Genomic DNA, 18185 nt, shown 5'->3' on the forward strand with positions numbered 1-18185 from the left:
ACCAAATGTAAAACAAACTTTACTTAATGACAAAATATTTTGTCACAAAAATTTATCAGAGCTTTTGATTTTAAGCATCACACCTTCATAATATTTTATGAATTCACATAAAAACAGTCGTATTGTTTACCTTTAGGCAATAAATCCATTCAATAATTATATTTTCCATGATTTCGAAAATGAAAATAGCCATCATAGGCTGTGGCAACTTAGGAGCTTCTATCGCAAACGGACTTTTAAAGCGGGATGATTTTGATCCTAAAAACCTGACGTTGACCAAAAGACATGTGGATAGTCTCAGCGGTTTTGCAGTCTTGGGAGTAAATGTCCAAAGCGACAATATCTATGCGGCAGCAAACGCTGATATTATTATTCTTGGAGTGAAGCCATACAACATCGCTCCTATTCTAACTGAAATCAACCCATCGCTGAATCCAAAAAAACAAATCATCATCTCTTTGGCTACGGGGATCACCCTTGCAGAAATGTATCAGGTAATTGACTCAAACAGTATCACCTTCCGCGCTATGCCAAATATTGCTGCAGATATTCAGGAATCTATTACTTGCATCTGTTCTCAAAATGCGGATCAAGATCAAGTAAAGCTTATCTCTGAGTTATTTGACGGAATAGGTTTTACTATTCCAATTGATGAAAACCTGATGGAAGCCGCAACCGTATTGGGTGCCTGCGGGATAGCCTATGTGTTGAGGTTTATGCGAGCGATGATCCAAGGAGGAATTCAGATTGGATTTGATTCAGTCACTGCCAGTAAAATCGTAAACCAAACTGTAAAGGGTGCTGCTGAATTGATGATCCAGAAAAACATGCACCCTGAAGCCGCAATCGACAAAGTAACCACCCCAAAAGGTTGCACTATTGTGGGCTTAAATGAAATGGAACATCGAGGCTTCAGTTCGGCAATGGTGAGAGGCGTAATAGCCAGTTACGAGAAAATTGCGAAATGATTGATTTAGTAATGATATAGCAATACTCAAGGAATATTAAATCTAAATCAGGAAAAATTACTATTTAATTGAATAGGAATAACTTTAAGATTGTTTTTCTTTTGAATCTTTTTACTAGATTTGTCCCGGGTGATAAACAACTTTTGCTATTCCTTTTTCAATGACACGATTTTTAAAGGAAGGACTGTTTGGTACTTTTTCTTCCTTCCTTTCATATTTTCACCCAATAAAAAACCCTTTCCATTTTAAAATGGAAAGGGTTTTTTGTTGGTATCTTGGAATAATTTAGTCGAAAATCTCGGCAAGTTTAGCCTCCAAACTCGGCCCACGAAGGTCTTTGCCTATGATTTTTCCGTCAGGATCAATTAGATAGGTTGCTGGAATCGCGTTGATTTGATAGGTTTCTGCTGCGGCTGAATTGAAATATTGCAAATCAGATACCTGAGTCCAAGTCAAGCCATCTTCCGCAATAGCATCTACCCAAGCCTCTTTCGTGCGATCTAGAGATACACCATATACCTCAAAGCCTTTTTCATTATATTCATTATAAAGCCTAACTACGTTTGGGTTTTCTTCACGACATGGCTTACACCAAGCAGCCCAAAAATCAATCATAACATACTTTCCTCTTAGATCAGAAAGCTTGATAACTTCCCCATCAGGATTAGGAAGCTCGATTTCCGGAGCGATTTGCCCCATAGAAAGAGCTCGCATCTCATCGAGTTGCTGCTTTATCTGAATAATTGACTTAGTCTCTGGGTAAATTTCATCCAGCTTAGCTACCAAACTATCCATAAATTGGAATTCATTTTTGGGATTTAACAAACCTATCGCAGCCAAGGAAGCGAAACTGTCTCCCATACTATTGATGACGTTCTTCACTTCCGTAGATTGATTACTCTCCAATAGCATAGCTTCAGTCTGAATCTCCTTGATCTTTTCGGTATTGTTCTCACCCATTGCTTGATAATAGGACTCATTTAGGGCATTGACTTTAGTCTGGTAAGACTCCATCAATTTTTCGATTTTCTGCATTTCCTGAGAATCTTGAGATCCATTAATTACCAAGCTTTCAGGGTTTGCAAAATCATAAGAAATGTCAACATCTTCATTATAGAGAGCTAGACGAATTACTTTTTCCCCATACATATTCAACTCGTAAAAAGTTGGAGTATTTACCTCCACTTCATAGCTGAATTTCCCATTATTATCTACTTCCAGAGTATCCAAAACTTTAGGACGACTATCCGTAAACTGCGATAGTATTACCGCACCAACCCTAGCGTTTTCTATAGTTCCTGAGATTTCTACCATCCCTTCATTTTTTTGCTTTTCCTCACAGGAGAAAAAAGACAAGAATAATAGAAATACGATTCCGTTCATTTTGTTCATCATGGGTTATTTCTGTAATAATTCAGTTAATATTTTTGTGGCTACTTTCGGATCAGCTTTACCTTGGGACTGCTTCATTACCTGTCCCATAAACAAGCCCATCAAACCTTTTTTGCCTGATTTATATTCTTTTACTTTCGCCGCATTTGCAGCCAATACTTGTTCTACAATTGGCTTTAAAGAAGACTCGTCACTTTCCTGGATCAAATTCAGCCGTTGTGCTATCTCCATAGGATTCTCGCCTAAATTCTTCAACAACTCAGGGAAAACATGCTGTGCAGCTGCCGTGTAGCTTACTTTGCCGTCCTCAACTAAAGCAATCAAAGTAGCCAATGCTTCATGAGTAATTGGATAAGTCTCTTTTGATAAAGATTGTTCACCAAGCGACAATTTTACCGGCCCCATCACCCAATTAGAAGCTGCTTTGTAGTTTTTGGTTTTGGTACAAAGCTCATTAAACCATAAAGCAATGTCCTTAGATTCAGTCAAAAAGCTCGCGTCGTAATCAGGAAGCCCGAATTCCTCTACAAACTTCTTGTGAAGATCTCTAGGCAACACAGGCATGGTTGCTTTCACTGCATTCAACCATTCGTCAGAAATTACCACGGGACTCAGGTCTGGCTCTGGGAAATAGCGATAATCATTCAAATCTTCCTTGGTCCGCATACTGGCAGTAAGTCCGGTATTTGCATCGAAGGTCCTAGTTTCGGAAATAACCTCCTCACCTGCTTCAATCAACCCGATCAGACGCTCATGCTCATGCTCAATGGCTCGGAATACATTACGGAAAGAATTCATGTTCTTCACTTCCACTTTTTTGCCTAACTCCGTAGCACCTTTCAGCATTACTGAGACGTTGGCATCACAGCGAAGCGACCCTTCTTCCATGTTTCCATCACAGATATCGAGGTATTTCACCAGTTTCTTAACCTCTGCTAGGAATGCATAGGCTTCCTCGGGACTGTGCAGATCAGGTTCAGTTACTATTTCTATCAATGGCGTACCAGCACGGTTAAAATCCACCAAAGTATCGGCTTCCTCAGCCAAATGAATAGATTTCCCTGCATCTTCTTCCATGTGAACACGGTTCAGTATCACGTCCTTCTTTCGACCATCTGCCAGCTGAATCGGCACAGTGCCTCCAACACAAATTGGCCCTTTGTCTTGGGTCAATTGATAACCCTTAGGAAGATCTGGGTAAAAATAATTTTTTCTTGCGAAGACATTATGTCTAGTGATCTCAGAATTACAAGCCAATCCCATCTTGATGGCATAGGCGATTGCCTTGCGATTTACCTTTGGTAAAGTTCCTGGGTGTCCCAAAGTGATGGCCGAGATCTGCGTGTTGGGTGCCTGACCGTAAAGATTCGCATCAGCTGCAAACATTTTACTCTCGGTCAAAAGCTGCGCATGCACCTCCAAACCGATGATCAACTGATATTTATTCCTTAATTCTTCGCTTAGCATTCGCGCGTTTTTTCTGTGTTTTTTAAAGGTACAACTCTCTGGCTTTTACCACTACATTTTCTAGTCCAGCTAGGTTTTTTCCTCCTGCAGTGGCAAAAAACGCTTGTCCACCTCCTCCACCTTGTATCTCTTTAGCCAATTCTCTTACGATTTGACCAGCATTTAAATTTTTGCTTGCAATCAATTCTTCGTCTATAATAACCGCAATTTGAGGTTTGTCATCAATTTTAGCAGCTAAGATTACTAAAGCTTTTTCCGTTTCATTTTTCAACTCATAAGCCAGCTTCTTCAAGGAATCCGCATTTGGCAATTCCACTTGAGCTATCAAAGTATTGATGCCTTCTCCTGCCACAAATTGCTTAAGCAACTCAACTTTCACACCCGAAGCTTTCTCCAGATGCAACGCATCGATCTCTTTTTTCAAGTCATTTCGTTCTTGAAGCAAAGATTCAATTGACTTCATCAGATCCTTAGGGTTCTTCAGCAACTCCTGAATTTCTTTCACCAAATGCTCTTGTTTTCGGAAATACTCCTCGGCTGCTTTTGCGGTAATAGCTTCTATTCTTCGAACGCCAGAAGCGCTGGAAGCTTCAGAAATAATCTTAAACAAACCAATTTTACTTGTTTGAGGAACGTGAGTGCCCCCGCAAAGTTCTACAGAAAATTCCTTGTCAAAAGTGATTACACGTACAAAGTCACCATATTTCTCTCCGAAAAGCGCAGTTGCTCCTTGCTTTTTTGCCTCTTCTATTGGCACATTTCTTTGCTCGGAAAGTGCGATGTTCTGTCTGATTTTATCATTTACAATATCCTCCACTTTAGCAATTTCGGAATCAGTCAATTTGCTGAAATGAGAAAAATCGAAGCGAAGTAAATTCTGATTCACCAAAGACCCTCGCTGTTGGATATGATCACCCAGAACTTCTTTCAAAGCAGCCTGAAGCAAATGCGTAGCTGTGTGATTATTTTCAGTCAAAAAGCGCTTGTCTGCATCTACTTCTGCACCAAACTTAGCTTCAGGATTTGTGGGAAGCTTCTCCACAAAATGAACAATCAAGTCATTCTCCTTCTTGGTGTCAATCACCTTTACTGTTTCGGTTTCAGAAATTAATAAACCTGTGTCACCGACCTGTCCCCCGCTTTCGGCATAGAAAGGAGTTTTATCTAACACGATTTGGTACTTATCGCCTTTTTTATCTGAGATCACGCGGTACTTGATGATCTGGGCATGCGCTTTAAGGAAATCATATCCTACGAATTCAACCCCGTTGTCTTCGTTTACAATTACCCAATCACCGGTTTCAGATTCAGAGGCTGCGCGGGAACGTGTTTTCTGGGCTTCCATTTCAAGTGCAAAGCCTTTTTCATCAAGCGAAAGTCCACTTTCTCGAGCGATCAGCGAAGTCAGATCAAGTGGGAATCCGAAGGTATCGTACAATTCAAATGCAGTTTTCCCTGGGATTACATTTTCACCTTTCGCACTTAATTCAGACTTAATCTGGTCTAGTATCTTCAATCCATTATCAAGTGTTCTGAGAAAAGAAGTTTCCTCTTCAAAAATCACTTTCGCTATAAATTCCTGTTGCTGTCTTACTTCTGGGAAAATATCCCCAAAATTATCTGCAATGAGGCTAGTCAATTCATATAAAAATGGTTCTTGGAAACCCAAAAACGTATATCCATAACGAACTGCTCTTCTGAGAATTCTACGAATCACATAGCCAGCCTTGTTATTGGAAGGCAATTGCCCGTCCGCGATAGTAAATGAAATCGCACGAATGTGATCGACGATCACACGGAATGCAATATCAGTCGGCAAATCCTCGCCGTAAACTTTGCCTGATTTCTTTGCCAAAGCAGCCAAGAATGGCGCAAATAAATCTGTATCGTAATTGGATGATTTGTCTTGAATAGCTCTCACCAAACGCTCAAAACCCATTCCTGTATCCACGTGAGTCGCAGGTAGCGGCTTCAAAGATCCATCTGAAACTCTGTTGAACTGCATGAATACCAAGTTCCAAATCTCGATCACTTGCTCGTGATCATTATTAACTAAGTCTTTACCAGCAACAAGAGCGCGCTCCGCATCGGATCTTAAGTCAACATGGATTTCAGAACAAGGTCCGCAAGGCCCAACGTCACCCATTTCCCAAAAATTATCCTTTTTGGAACCCATTATAATACGGTCTTCAGGAACAATAGCCTTCCAAAGATCATAGGCTTCCTGATCCAGGCCTAGATTATCTCCAGTGTCACCTTGGAACACCGAAACATACAACCTGTCTTTATCTAGTCCATAGACTTCGGTCAATAACTCCCAAGCCCATTCAATTGCTTCTTTCTTGAAGTAATCACCAAATGACCAGTTGCCAAGCATCTCAAACATGGTGTGGTGATAGGTATCCACGCCCACTTCCTCCAAATCATTGTGCTTGCCACTTACCCTCAGGCATTTCTGGGAATTTGCGACACGGGAATATTTGGCTATTTCATTTCCTAGAAATGCGTCTTTGAACTGGTTCATTCCCGCATTTGTAAACATCAGCGTGGGGTCATTTTTGACCACAATCGGTGATGAAGGAACGTAGTGATGCTGCTTGGATTGGAAAAACTCAATAAAGGTGCTCCGTATTTTCTTTGCTTCCATGAAGGTTTTGAGGCAATTAAGAATGCTATTTAGGCCGTTTTACAGGCGTTATTATCGGGAAGCAAAATTAACAGAATTGATGGTGTTACCTGCATTGGGGTGAGAATTTCTCTCTTGGCAAATCTCCCGCAAGGGCGGAAAAATAAAAAATATTCACACGGCAGCCCGGCGAATGAAAAAGCATAGTTCTATGGATTAAACGAATTGACAATCTCCCGCAATGGCGCAAAGACGCAATTTTCCATTTGAAAACCTTTGAGTGTTTAGAACCTCAAAGGTTTTCAAACGCTGCGCCGCCGCGTGAAACACAAACCTCAACTCATCGGGAATCTCGTAAATCGTAAATCAAAATTCGGAAATGCCCTTTCAGCTTGTTATTCCCCTCCTCTGAGATTACTTTCAATAAAATTTTTACGAACTCAACCATTACTCATGAGCTACCTTGATCAAATAACCTCACCTACGCTTCTCCTTGACGAAAAAATCTGCCGCGCCAACATCAAACGAATGGCAGATAAAGCTACTCGGCACAATATGAAGCTCGTTCCACATTTCAAAACCGCTCAGTCAAACCAAATTGGTGATTGGGCAAAAGAATATAATATTACAGAGGTAACTGCCTCTTCCATCAAAATGGCAGAATACCTCTCAGGGCAAGGCTGGGTGAATATTCACATCGCATTTCCATTCAATCCTCTTGAGATCCCAAAGCTTAATAAAATAGCAGAAAGGCAATCTATTTCTGTGCAGTTGATCAATGCTGAAACTACCCAAATGCTTTCCGATCAATTGGAGCATTCTGTAGGGTTTTTCATAGAAATCGATGCTGGTTATGGAAGAACAGGTGTAGAAGTATCCGACTTCGGTTTGATTGAGGAGATTTTGTTGATTGCCAAAAAGTCAGACAAGCTAAAATTCAAAGGTTTTTACATCCATGCAGGTCACTCCTATTATATGCCTGATATCCCTGCCCTTTACGAGCAAACCCGGAATGCCCTTAGCATGCTGAAGCACAAGTACAATTCAGAATATCCCAAGCTAATTACTCGAACTGGAGATACTCCCGGGTGTGCAGTGATGGAAGACTTCGGAGACATAGACGAGATGGGGCCGGGAAATTTTGTGTTTTATGACCTGATGCAGGCAGAATTAGGCGGCTGTGACAAAAAGGATATTGCTGTTTGTCTCGCCGTGCCAGTCGTGGATATCAAAAAGGACCGAAAGGAAATACTAATTCATGGCGGTGGAGTTCACTTGGCCAAAGACGTGCTGGTAGGAGAAAATGGCCTGAAAAACTTCGGAGAGGTTGTTTACCTCCATGAAAATGGTTGGATTATTCCTGAAACCAAATCCTTTCTCAAAAACATTTCCCAGGAACATGGGATTATAAAAGCTTCGGATGAGTTGCTTGCAAAAGTGAAAGTTGGAGACATCTTAGGTATTCTTCCCGTTCATTCCTGCATGACAGCAGATGCGATGGGCGAATACATGACGCTGGATGGGAAAATGGTGGATCACGCGGAAGGTAGTGTTCAGTAATCAGTTTCAGTATTGAGTACATTTTACAAAACAAACCTAGAACACATCACTAGGCTTAGTTTCCGGAGGGTTGGATTCGGATGGGTTAATGCGTGGTTATTATTGATTTTAATGAATCCAAGGAAAGTGGCTTATGTATGAATCCATCTACTATTTCATATGATTTAGACTTATCCAAATCACTAGCATCTGTTGACGAAGAAACGATGTAGATAGAAATATTTTTTAAACCAAAGGACTTTTGCAATACCATTTCCTCCAAGAATTCCCAACCACTTAAAACGGGCATATTTATATCCAAAAAAACAATAACCTCCTCATCAAGATCTCTTTTCAGGGCTAGTTCATTCAAGCCAATTTGCCCGTTTTCGCACTCGCATATTGACAGGTATGGCAAGCGCAAATTATTTAACATTTTAAGCGTTATCAACCTAAAAATCTTATCATCTTCTATTAAAAAAACATGCTTATTTTTCATTTTTATTGAAGTCAAATGTCTGAGTTTCTTTCATATTATTCTTTACTATTTCATCTAATTCTTTGGAGCTTACCGTCAACTGTTCTAAGGAAAAAAGGCTACTCATTAGAGTCCACCCCTCCGATTTGAATTAAATTAATAATGCCTAACATAAGGAAAAGTGGCGTCCTTAACACCTGCGATTGAGTTCATGCAATGCAATATTTCTTACTTTGGACATCGTTCTGAGTTATATAGTGATTTCTACTTAGTGCGAATTCGATACTCTTAATCAAATCTATACCCGCGGTTTTCTTCAATCACCAAAACTGAGAAGGCTGTATTATACTCATCTCTTTCAGTCATTATTTATTAGATAAAGTGGTGAGCTGCAGCCAGAATTCTTCAATTTTTATAATAGCTTTCAAGAACTCATTCATATCAAGCGGCTTTTTTACATAACTATTGCAGTATTGTTTGTAGGCTTCATCGATATCCTTTTGATTGGAAGAAGTAGTCAACATGATCACAGGGATTGATTTTAATTCTTCATCATCCTTTATTTGACTTAGAACCTCATGCCCATTAAAAATAGGAATATTGATATCCAATAAAATCAAATCCGGACGCTTCGCCTCAGTAAATTCATTCTTTCTGTAGAGAAAGTCTAAAGCCTCTTGTCCGTTTCTGGCAATGCTGATCTCTGTTTTCAACTTGCTCTCTTCAAAGGCCTCAAGCGTTAAAACAATATCTCCTTCATTATCTTCAACTAAGAGTATATGTGCAGGTTTTGTACTCATATCCTTATTATCGATTAATTGCTATTTCAAATTTAAAAACTGCACCTTCTCCAAGTTCAGACACAGCCCACATCTCCCCCCCATGGAGCTCGACAACTTTTCTACAAACTGCAAGGCCTATCCCGTTGCTATCATTACTTGGATTTAAAGAATGGAAGATTTTGAACACATTTTCAAGCTGATTCTCTGGAATTCCGATACCATTATCTTTCACTGCAAAGGTTACTTTTTCCTCATTACTTTGTGACGTGATCTGTATGATAGGGTTTTGGTCTCCGCGGTATTTTAAAGCATTGCTGATCAGGTTGGTGAGCAAACGCTTAAAAAGAATAGGATAAACTGCGAGCTCAGTAATGTCCAGATTATATATAATTTTACCATTCAGGTCTTCTAGCTCTTTACTAAATTGCATCAAGACCTCCTCAAAAAGATCAGGTAACTTTACCTCTTCCAAGCTCTCGTTGAGTCTTCCAGTTCTAGAAAACTCCAATAGGTTGGTGATCATCTTGTCCATTTCATTTGCTGAGGAATTAATAATTTCAAAATATTGCTTCTGTTTGCCTTTTTCTAAAAGGTTGCCCTTTTTTTCAATTATGCTAAGTAAACCTTTAATACTTCTCAAAGGAGCTTTCAAATCATGAGAAGCGACATAGGCAAATTCTTCCAGTGACTTGTTTACATCCTGCAGCTGCTTGTTTTGTGCTTTAATGACATCATTCAATTTACTGACTTGGTAGATATATTCTTCCTCCGTAGTGACATCGTCTTGAATAGAGAAAAAGCCTATAAACTCCTCTTCTAAATTGTAAAGAGGACGAGCTTTGATATGGGTAAGGTATTTATTGCCAAGTTTAGTATAATTAATAATGTTGACTTCAAATGAATCTCTATTGGCGATGGCCTCTGCCATTTGCCTAACTACGTCTGGATCACTTTCTTTTCCTTGAAGAACTCTGCCAGGTATTTTATTTAAAACTTCACATTCTTCATAACCTGTCATTTTCTCAAAGGTTTCATTCACATAAATAATTCTGCCTTGAGTGTCTGTCATGATTACTGCATTGGGTGACTGCTCTGCGATCAATGAAACTTTTTGAAGTTCTTGTTCTGCATTTTTTCGGTGATTTATATCCCTGATTGTCAATAGATATTTCTTTCCTTCACTATGGCGCAGTGTAATAGCCTTGACAGTAGCCTCCAACCAGCGCAAATTTTCGTTGGATTTCTGAAACTGAAACTCAACTAAGCCTGGCTCCTGGCCTGAATCAATACTTTTTAAGGCTATTTTTAACCCATCTGCATGGCGCTGACTGGGGATTTTCTTGAATAAATTCAGTTTATAAAGCTTATCCAGCTTATATCCAGTGACTAAAAAACCTGAAGGAGTGCAATACTCTATATCCCCCGCACTATTGATGATGCATACCATATCCCTTAAATTTTGGGATATCAAGCCCAAAATCTCTGCTTGGTCGGTATGCTTTGAGTTTAGCTCTTTGAGTGCTTTATCTGATACCTCTAATGCTTTTTGAAGCCTGTTTGCTTGGGTCAAATCGACAAAGACTAGAATCACACCTTTTATTTCGTCTTTTTGAGTACGGAAAGGTGATATTTTGAGTAGGTACTCCCGCTTTTTGATATCCTCTATTCTTGACTCAAAAGAGGAATGATTTTCCAGTACCATACCAATTCGATCTAGTAGATTTTCCAACTTGATCTTTCCACGAAACTGGCTGATATTTCGTCCGATATCATGTGGAACAAGGTCTAATATTTTTTTGAGTGAGGGAGTGAATTTCCGAATATTCAGGTTGACGTCAAGAAATAGCAGTGCGATCTCGGTACTTTGAATCAGGTTGTTCAGATCATCATTGTTATTCGCCAGCTCACTGTTTTTTTGCTGATATTCAGCGTTGACGGTATAAAGTTCTTCGTTGACGGATTCTAATTCTTCATTGGAACTCTGCAACTCTTCGTTGGCAGCTTGTAGCTCCTCATTGCTAGACTCCAGCTCTTCGACGGTGGTCTGAAGAGTTTCTCGGTTCACCCGTAATTCCCGTTCCAGAATATTGATTTTCTCCTTAGAAACAGCACTTAGGTTAATTCTTTCAGCAGCCTCTACCTTATTGCTATTGTCCGATACCTGCTCAAAGGTGATGAATACATACTTCATACCTTCCAACAATTCCTTAGTTCTGATGTGAATATCCAACGTAGAATTGGGCTGAAAATGCATCCGGAGATCCTCCGGAACGGCAAGGTCTCCAAGAATAATGGCATTTCCGTCTTGCAAGACTTTATTTACTGCAACTTCTAAGGGAGCAGCAAATACTTCAGGAAGCATGCGTAAGACATTAGCGCTGATTTCACCCGGAGGAATACGTAGCCAACGGTGACTGCTACCTGAAGTATGTAACAAATTAAAATGTTGGTCTATCACCATCGAGTCAGGAACATACTCTTGAATCAGGGTATGTTGGATTTCACTCTGCAGTTTCCCTTTAGTTGTTACAAGAGGCTGTTCAATTTGCCTAGCTACTGGTGCTCTATCCCAGCTTTGCTTCTGAAATCTCTGGGCGGTATGGAGCCTTTGTATGAATTTTTTACTTTCAATATTCTGAAAAATCTTGTATCGATGGCTTACCTCCCTAAACTCTTCACTTTCAGCCCCTAGAGATTCACTTGGACCTAGGAAGAGATATCCACCTGTCCTCAACGCATACTGAAACAGTTTGAAGAGCTGCTGCTGAACTGGATCATTCAGGTAAATCAACAAGTTTCGGCAGCTTACTAGGTCAATTTTATTGAAAGCAGGATCTTGGATCAAATTTTGCACCGAGAAAACAATCATCTCCCTGATTTCTTTGACAATGCTATACCCGCCTTTTTGCGAAATAAAGTAAGTATTCAGGATCTCTACTGGCACCTCAGAAGTAATGTTCTCCGAGAAAATTCTATTAGAAGCTAGTTTGATCGCATCCTTGTCTAGGTCGGTGGCAAAAATGCTTACATCAAACTGCAGTTTGTTTTTCCGCAGGTAATCTTTCACCAGAATAGCTAAAGAATAGGCTTCCTCTCCAGTGGAGCAGGCAGGAACCCAAATACGCAGGGTTTTGGTCTCAAGGTTTTCTTCGACGAGCTTTGGGATTACTTCAGTGCTCAAGGCTTCAAAAGCCTCTTCATCTCTAAAAAACCGTGTCACACCAATAAGTAACTCCTTAGAAAGCAAATGTGCTTCAGCGGGATTGTCCTTTAGTAAACTGTAATATTCTTCAATTTTGGTGACATCCAATAAATTCATCCGCCGGTGAATTCTACGGGAGACGGTAGTATGCTTATAACCTGTAAAATCAATAGCAATAAGCTCAAGGACTGTTTTGAGGATTTTTGAAATAACCGTGCTCCCTCCTTCCTGATTTTGATATTTCTGTATCAGTAGTTTTCGGTTTGTGAAAAAAGAAGTGATTTCATGTGGCATTTCTTCTATAGAACAGACCTTATCTACTACTCCCGTATGGATAGCATTGTTAGGCATTCCATTGAACTTGGCATCATCTGGAGACTGTACTAGCACCAGACCTCCTTTTTCTTTCACGTACTTCAGGCCTTCAGCGCCATCACTACCGGTTCCTGAAAGGATAATAGCACAGGCATTATCTTGGAGGTTTTCTGCCAGTGACATAAAAAAGCTAGTGATTGGAAAACTGAGTTTCCTGTCTTCCTTATCATTTAATACAAATTTTTCATTTCTTATTTCAACAAACTTTTTGGGAGGGTTCAAGTAAATAGCACCAGGATTAATGGACATCCCATCCTCAATAATATAGATGGGCAACTTAGTGTGCCTAGCCAGTAATTCATCCATCAAGCTCTTGTGATTGGGGGCCAAATGCTGTATGACAACATAGGCGCCTATCGGGTCATCAGCTGTTTTTTCAAAAAACAACTCCAAGGGTTCAAGACCGCCTGCAGATGCACCTAAAGCGATTATTGGAAATTTAATCTTGTCTTTCATTAATTTTTTTCGGTATTGTAAAATAAAAAGTTGAGCCAACCCCCACTAGTGAATGAAGCCCTATTTGTCCTCCCATAAACTCGACACTTCTTTTGGCTATTGAAAGCCCTACTCCTGTACCTTCATATTCATTGCTATTATGTAGTCTCTGAAACAGCTTAAAAATTTTATCATAAAACTGAGATTCTATACCTATTCCATTATCAGAAATAGCAAATTCCCAATAATCTTTCTGCTCACGTGCCGATATATCGATACTAGGAGCAGTGTCTTTTTTTCTATACTTCAACCCATTATCCAGCAGGTTGTGAAATACTGTGGTAATCAAAGGCTTGATAGTCCAAATGGTAGGCATGTCAGTCCAATTGATTTTAGCAGAAGCAGCAGCGATGGTCCCTTCTCTCAACTCCAAATAATTCGATAGTAAAGCATCAAGATCTACTCGTTCCAGTTTATCACTAGGTCTATTGACCCTGGAGAAGTCCAGCAAATCCAAGACAATCTGCTTCATACGCACAGCTCCATTTTCGGCAAAAGTAATATACTTCTTTCCTTTTTCATCCAGCTGGTCTCCATAGTTTGAACTAAGCTTATGCATAAAGCTTGTAACCATTCTTAAAGGTTCCTGCAGATCATGCGAAGCTACATAAGCATAATGTTCAAGTTCTTCATTTTTGACTTGGAGTGCCTTTTTACTCGCCTCAAGCTCGGTCTTTAGTTGTTGCTGCTCGGAAATGTAGTTTTCAATTCCTTTGAAAATCTTGGGAATAAGGGCTGATGAGAGGTAACATAGAAAGATAAGATTAGAGCTGACAGCAATCCATTCATTCACGGAACTCATATCTACATTATGACTGAAATCAATCAAATCGAACGCTATAGCAAACCCAAAAAAGATAGAAATAAACAGCACAAGATGACTCCACCAATAAGCGTATTTATTATCGAAAATTATAATAGAATAGACACAGGCCGCCAAAAAGTATACTAAAACAGAACCTGAGGAGGGTGAGGTGAAAATATTAAGCGTGATGGCAAACGCATAAACAGTAAGAGAAAATATCAACTTCCTAGTAGCTGTTTTTACGCTAGGTACAAAGGCTATAAAACACATCAAACCAATAGTAATGAAGTGCAATAAGGTGATATACTCTTTGTTTTCGAAGGTGCTCAGGAATAATGATGGAATCAGCGCAATAAAGCAAAGCGGCAGAATAAATATTAAGGTGGTTGCAAAAAGGCTATTTCTCCAATAATTCACACCTTTGTTTGCTTCAACTGAAGATAGGACACAGTTTGCCAATATTGCTCTCTTGTATTTACTCCAAATTTCTATCATCAATTCTTAGGTACTGTAAAGTGGACTCCTCCTTCATCCAGAAATCCCCCATAACTTGTGAATTTAGAAGAAATAGAATTGCACTCCAAAGGGAAGAAAAACCTTTCCTTAATGCTACAGCCAGTGGTTGGCTGGCAAATGCTTTTCATAGTACATGAAAAACAATTGGCTTTGAGAACAATCTAAATAAGTAGAAAGCAAAGCTTTAAAACAGGATTTAAAAACATGTTACTCGAAAAGCATCCTCATAAATTCCAAGAAATTTGCCTGATCTCAAGGTCAGACCGACAAAAAATACGTCTTGATTAGAAGCGAAAAAAGCCTACCAGCTTCCCATAATTGTTTGTTTGTAGTGTACTACTAAAAATGCTGATTAATTAAATTTTTAAATATTTTTCAGTACTATAGAGCTACAACTCACAATGATTTTGGACAACCTGGCATTTACCCTTATACATCCTATTCCTAAGAAGAAATCAACTTCAAAGTGATTTCTACCGGAATCACTCAGTGATATCCATTTTATTTCATGATTATGAAACGATTAGCCAATTATTTATTTCTCTTTCTTCTTTTAGCTCATGTTCAGTCACTTCAAGCCCAGCAGGATTTAGACTTTGATATTGTCCAACAAAATATTTTCACCCAATATCAGCAAGCTATAAGCGCAGCAGATCTAAATACTTTGGCAAACAAGGTACAAAAGGAAATACAGGCAGATGGGAGCTGGAAAGATATCAACTATGCTGACAACTCCCTGTCGAGTTGGGAGCCAGATGTACACATCAAGAGAATCGGACTTATGGCAAAGGCTTATAGTCGAAAAGACAACAAGTTCTACTTGAGTGCCAGTACGCATCAGCGTATACTTAATGCCATCAGGTATTGGGTTGAATTAAAACCTGAGCCAACTTCAAAAAACTGGTGGTGGCTCAGTATAAGCGTCCCCAAAGAGATCGGGCAGCTTTTGGTGGCCATGCGCACAGTAGAGCCAGGGGTACCGGAAGATTTAGAGAAAAAATTAATAAGCTGGATGAGTAAAACTGCCTCAATCACAAAATCTCCCGGAAGAGACGGATCCAATTTGACTGATATTGCGCAGCATATGATCATGGAGGCAGCACTCACCAAAGATGCAGCTTTACTCAAGCGGGCTGTAGACGCGACAGCTGCTACGATCAAAATCTCCCCAGGTGATGGTATACAGCGAGACATGTCTTTTCATGCTCATGGCCCCGAAAACTACATGCATGGCTATGGCAGAGAATACCTATCGGGTATTAGAAATGTGGCCACTTACATCCAAGGAACAAGGTTTTCATTTACTCCTGATCAGATTTCTTTAATATCAGATTTTACCCGAAATGGGTTCTTGCAGGTGATCCGTGGTCGGTATGTAGATTTTAGTGTGATTGGCCGGGGAATCGCCAGAAATAATGCGACCCGGGTAAATGTAGGGATAGTGAAGCAAATTAGAGAAATCGACATCAACCGTCACCAAGAAGAATACGATAAGGCAATTGCAAGAATAGAAGGCAAAGCAGATCCATCAGAAGGAATCAGCCCTAAGCATATTTATTACTGGAGATCTGATTATACCGTACACCACAGACCTGAATTTATGGTTGGACTTAATATAGCTTCTAGCCGAAGTGTACGTACCGAATCCGGAAACGGTGAAAATCTCACTGGGCAGTTTCTTACTGAAGGCGCTACTTTCATAGCAGTAGAGGGAAATGAATACCACAATATTTTTCCAAACTGGGAGTGGAATAAGATTCCCGGAACCACCACGCCTGAGGTCAGCCCGCTTAAAAAGCGTAGAAACTGGGTCGCAAATAGAGGGAAAACTGATTTTGTAGGAGGAGTAAGCGACGGACTGAATGGCATTTCGGTTTATCAGATGTCCGATTACACTACCAAAGCCAACAAAAGTTGGTTCTTCTTTGATGATAAAGTCATTTGTTTGGGATCAGCAATTTCAGCAGATAGACAGGAATTTATCACTACTACCTTAAATCAATCCTGGTTGAAAGGACCTGTTCTACTATCTCAAAATGGAGATTTTGAAGAGTTTAAGAGCGAGAAAGCTGACAAACTAAAAAACATCCAGTGGATCTATCATGATAAAGTCGGTTACTATTTCCCGGAAAATCAAAGTGTAATGCTCTTTGCAGATAAGCAGCCGGGTGCTTGGGCAGAAATTAATTCCAATTCATCTTCCAAGATCATAGAAAAGGATGTCTTTAAACTCTGGGTTAATCATGGAAAAAACCCGAAAGAAGCCTCCTACGCCTACATTCTTTTACCAGGTGTTGAAAACGCTCAAGAGTTGACCAACAAGAATATTTCATCGGTAGTTATCCTCCAAAACTCGCCCGAGGTTCAGGCTGTCCAGGACAAAAAAAATGGGTTACTTGGGGTGGTTTTTTATAAGAAGGGTAGATTCTACTGGGAAAATAACAGGTTGGAGACCAGCCAACCTGTATTAGTTCAATTGGAAAATATAACTTCAAAAACCTGGAACATATCTCTATCAGAACCTACGCAAAAGGTGACAGGCTCAATAGAAATAAAGCTACAAGTGGAGGGAGTCGAAAAGACCATCAAATTTGAGCTGCCAGAAGGAGATATGGCAGGTTCTTCAATCACTAAATCCGTTCAATTCTAACCAAAACCCATGTTTTCGCAACTTGAAATGATCGTAGATCTTGAGTTTATTATAGAAAACAGCCAAACTATAATTGATATGGTCTCATTTCCGCATCAGGTTTCTGATGCTTCCAAAAAAGTGTTTGAAGAGGATATCAGCAATATGGAGCAAAGATTTATAGGCACGTTTGACCAACTGAATAACTATCTTTCGAAGTAAATCATTCAGCCAACACAAATATCTAGTTTCTATGAACCCCGTTTTAAAAAAGATCAATTGGTGGATATTTGGAATCCTTTGCACAGTCATTGGTCTTTATCCATTTCTCTACTTTGTTTACGGTAGAAATTTCGCTTTACTCCAATCTAAAACAGCTGAACTCCTAAGTTCCAATATCTGGAATTTTGGATTCTACACTCATATCATACTCGGCGGACTTGCACTTATTATTGGGTGGGTACAATTCCATAAAGGATTTCGGGATAGGAATAGAAAACTCCACAAGAAAATCGGAATGGCCTATGTCACCCTTGTCTTTTTCAGTGGCTTGGCTGCCATCTATTTGGGTTTTAATGCCACTGGAGGATTGGTCAGTATGTTAGGCTTTATCACTTTGGGAATCGTCTGGCTTGGCACTACGATGATGGGCTGGTTCACTGCCAAAAAACATAGGTATGATGACCATGAGGACTGGATGATATTTAGCTACGCGGCAACTTTCGCAGCTGTGACGCTCAGGATTTGGCTCCCTATTCTGATCATCTTGCATCAAGGAGAATTTATCCCCGCTTACCGTATCGTTGCTTGGCTGTGTTGGGTTCCAAATATGATAGTGGCGTGGTGGATTGTGAGGAGAAGGAAGGAAACACATTCATATGTTCAACAAAAATAAACTAGTCCCATTATAC

The 18185-nt window shown here is 39.8% G+C and carries 12 protein-coding genes; 5 read left to right on the forward strand and 7 right to left on the reverse strand.

Annotated elements, in window-relative coordinates:
* Positions 1-167: 167 nt before the first annotated feature.
* Entirely contained in the window at positions 168-968 is an 801-nt protein-coding gene (gene proC, locus ACPUEN_RS05995; protein ID WP_425639203.1) for a pyrroline-5-carboxylate reductase, read from the forward strand.
* A 285-nt stretch (positions 969-1253) separates the two neighbouring features.
* On the opposite strand, the gene ACPUEN_RS06000 is transcribed toward proC, so the two are convergent.
* The 3 genes from ACPUEN_RS06000 to alaS are packed head-to-tail and all read right to left on the reverse strand — an operon-like array spanning position 1254 to position 6474.
* Complete coding sequence (locus ACPUEN_RS06000; protein WP_425639204.1) at positions 1254-2363, reverse strand: redoxin domain-containing protein; 1110 nt, start codon at positions 2361-2363, stop codon at positions 1254-1256.
* Positions 2364-2366: 3 nt separating this feature from the next.
* A complete protein-coding gene (gene gatB / locus ACPUEN_RS06005; RefSeq protein WP_425639205.1) occupies positions 2367-3827 on the reverse strand; it encodes an Asp-tRNA(Asn)/Glu-tRNA(Gln) amidotransferase subunit GatB in 1461 nt (486 codons plus the stop codon).
* Positions 3828-3849: 22 nt separating this feature from the next.
* On the reverse strand, positions 3850-6474 hold the full coding sequence (gene alaS / locus ACPUEN_RS06010; protein WP_425639206.1) for an alanine--tRNA ligase: 2625 nt from the start codon (positions 6472-6474) through the stop codon (positions 3850-3852).
* A gap of 432 nt (positions 6475-6906) precedes the next feature.
* On the opposite strand from alaS, the gene ACPUEN_RS06015 reads away from it, so the two are divergent.
* Positions 6907-8013, forward strand: a complete 1107-nt coding sequence (locus tag ACPUEN_RS06015; protein ID WP_425639207.1) for an alanine racemase — start codon at positions 6907-6909, stop codon at positions 8011-8013.
* An 85-nt stretch (positions 8014-8098) separates the two neighbouring features.
* Here ACPUEN_RS06015 and ACPUEN_RS06020 read toward each other — a convergent pair whose 3' ends face one another.
* From ACPUEN_RS06020 to ACPUEN_RS06035, 4 genes are all read right to left on the reverse strand, one after another.
* On the reverse strand, positions 8099-8491 hold the full coding sequence (locus tag ACPUEN_RS06020) for a response regulator (RefSeq protein WP_425639208.1): 393 nt from the start codon (positions 8489-8491) through the stop codon (positions 8099-8101).
* Positions 8492-8835: 344 nt separating this feature from the next.
* Positions 8836-9270 carry a response regulator gene (locus tag ACPUEN_RS06025; RefSeq protein ID WP_425639209.1) on the reverse strand — a complete coding sequence of 145 codons (435 nt, stop codon included), beginning with the start codon at positions 9268-9270 and terminating at the stop codon, positions 8836-8838.
* 7 nt (positions 9271-9277) lie between these two features.
* Complete coding sequence (locus ACPUEN_RS06030) at positions 9278-13285, reverse strand: CheR family methyltransferase (RefSeq protein ID WP_425639210.1); 4008 nt, start codon at positions 13283-13285, stop codon at positions 9278-9280.
* The gene (locus tag ACPUEN_RS06035; protein WP_425639211.1) at positions 13269-14624 is read right to left on the reverse strand and encodes a sensor histidine kinase; all 1356 of its coding nucleotides are present in this window, start codon (positions 14622-14624) and stop codon (positions 13269-13271) included. Before ACPUEN_RS06035 ends, ACPUEN_RS06030 begins: the two co-directional genes overlap by 17 nt.
* A 535-nt stretch (positions 14625-15159) precedes the next feature.
* Here ACPUEN_RS06035 and ACPUEN_RS06040 point away from each other — a divergent pair.
* The 3 genes from ACPUEN_RS06040 to ACPUEN_RS06050 are packed head-to-tail and all read left to right on the forward strand — an operon-like array spanning position 15160 to position 18169.
* Positions 15160-17295, forward strand: a complete 2136-nt coding sequence (locus ACPUEN_RS06040; RefSeq protein ID WP_425639212.1) for a polysaccharide lyase 8 family protein — start codon at positions 15160-15162, stop codon at positions 17293-17295.
* A 9-nt stretch (positions 17296-17304) separates the two neighbouring features.
* On the forward strand, positions 17305-17496 hold the full coding sequence (locus tag ACPUEN_RS06045; RefSeq protein WP_425639213.1) for a hypothetical protein: 192 nt from the start codon (positions 17305-17307) through the stop codon (positions 17494-17496).
* Positions 17497-17527: 31 nt separating this feature from the next.
* Entirely contained in the window at positions 17528-18169 is a 642-nt protein-coding gene (locus ACPUEN_RS06050) for a DUF2306 domain-containing protein (protein ID WP_425639214.1), read from the forward strand.
* Positions 18170-18185: the final 16 nt, after the last annotated feature.

Origin of the sequence: Algoriphagus yeomjeoni, from assembly GCF_049821175.1 — a bacterium.
Classification (GTDB): Bacteria; Bacteroidota; Bacteroidia; order Cytophagales; family Cyclobacteriaceae; genus Algoriphagus; species Algoriphagus yeomjeoni_A.

Coding starts and splice junctions, on each gene's coding strand:
- proC (WP_425639203.1), top strand. CDS start 168: ATGATTTCGAAAATGAAAATAGCCATCATAGGCTGTGGCAACTTAGGA.
- ACPUEN_RS06000 (WP_425639204.1), bottom strand. CDS start 2,363: ATGATGAACAAAATGAACGGAATCGTATTTCTATTATTCTTGTCTTTT.
- gatB (WP_425639205.1), bottom strand. CDS start 3,827: ATGCTAAGCGAAGAATTAAGGAATAAATATCAGTTGATCATCGGTTTG.
- alaS (WP_425639206.1), bottom strand. CDS start 6,474: ATGGAAGCAAAGAAAATACGGAGCACCTTTATTGAGTTTTTCCAATCC.
- ACPUEN_RS06015 (WP_425639207.1), top strand. CDS start 6,907: ATGAGCTACCTTGATCAAATAACCTCACCTACGCTTCTCCTTGACGAA.
- ACPUEN_RS06020 (WP_425639208.1), bottom strand. CDS start 8,491: ATGAAAAATAAGCATGTTTTTTTAATAGAAGATGATAAGATTTTTAGG.
- ACPUEN_RS06025 (WP_425639209.1), bottom strand. CDS start 9,270: ATGAGTACAAAACCTGCACATATACTCTTAGTTGAAGATAATGAAGGA.
- ACPUEN_RS06030 (WP_425639210.1), bottom strand. CDS start 13,285: ATGAAAGACAAGATTAAATTTCCAATAATCGCTTTAGGTGCATCTGCA.
- ACPUEN_RS06035 (WP_425639211.1), bottom strand. CDS start 14,624: ATGATAGAAATTTGGAGTAAATACAAGAGAGCAATATTGGCAAACTGT.
- ACPUEN_RS06040 (WP_425639212.1), top strand. CDS start 15,160: ATGAAACGATTAGCCAATTATTTATTTCTCTTTCTTCTTTTAGCTCAT.
- ACPUEN_RS06045 (WP_425639213.1), top strand. CDS start 17,305: ATGTTTTCGCAACTTGAAATGATCGTAGATCTTGAGTTTATTATAGAA.
- ACPUEN_RS06050 (WP_425639214.1), top strand. CDS start 17,528: ATGAACCCCGTTTTAAAAAAGATCAATTGGTGGATATTTGGAATCCTT.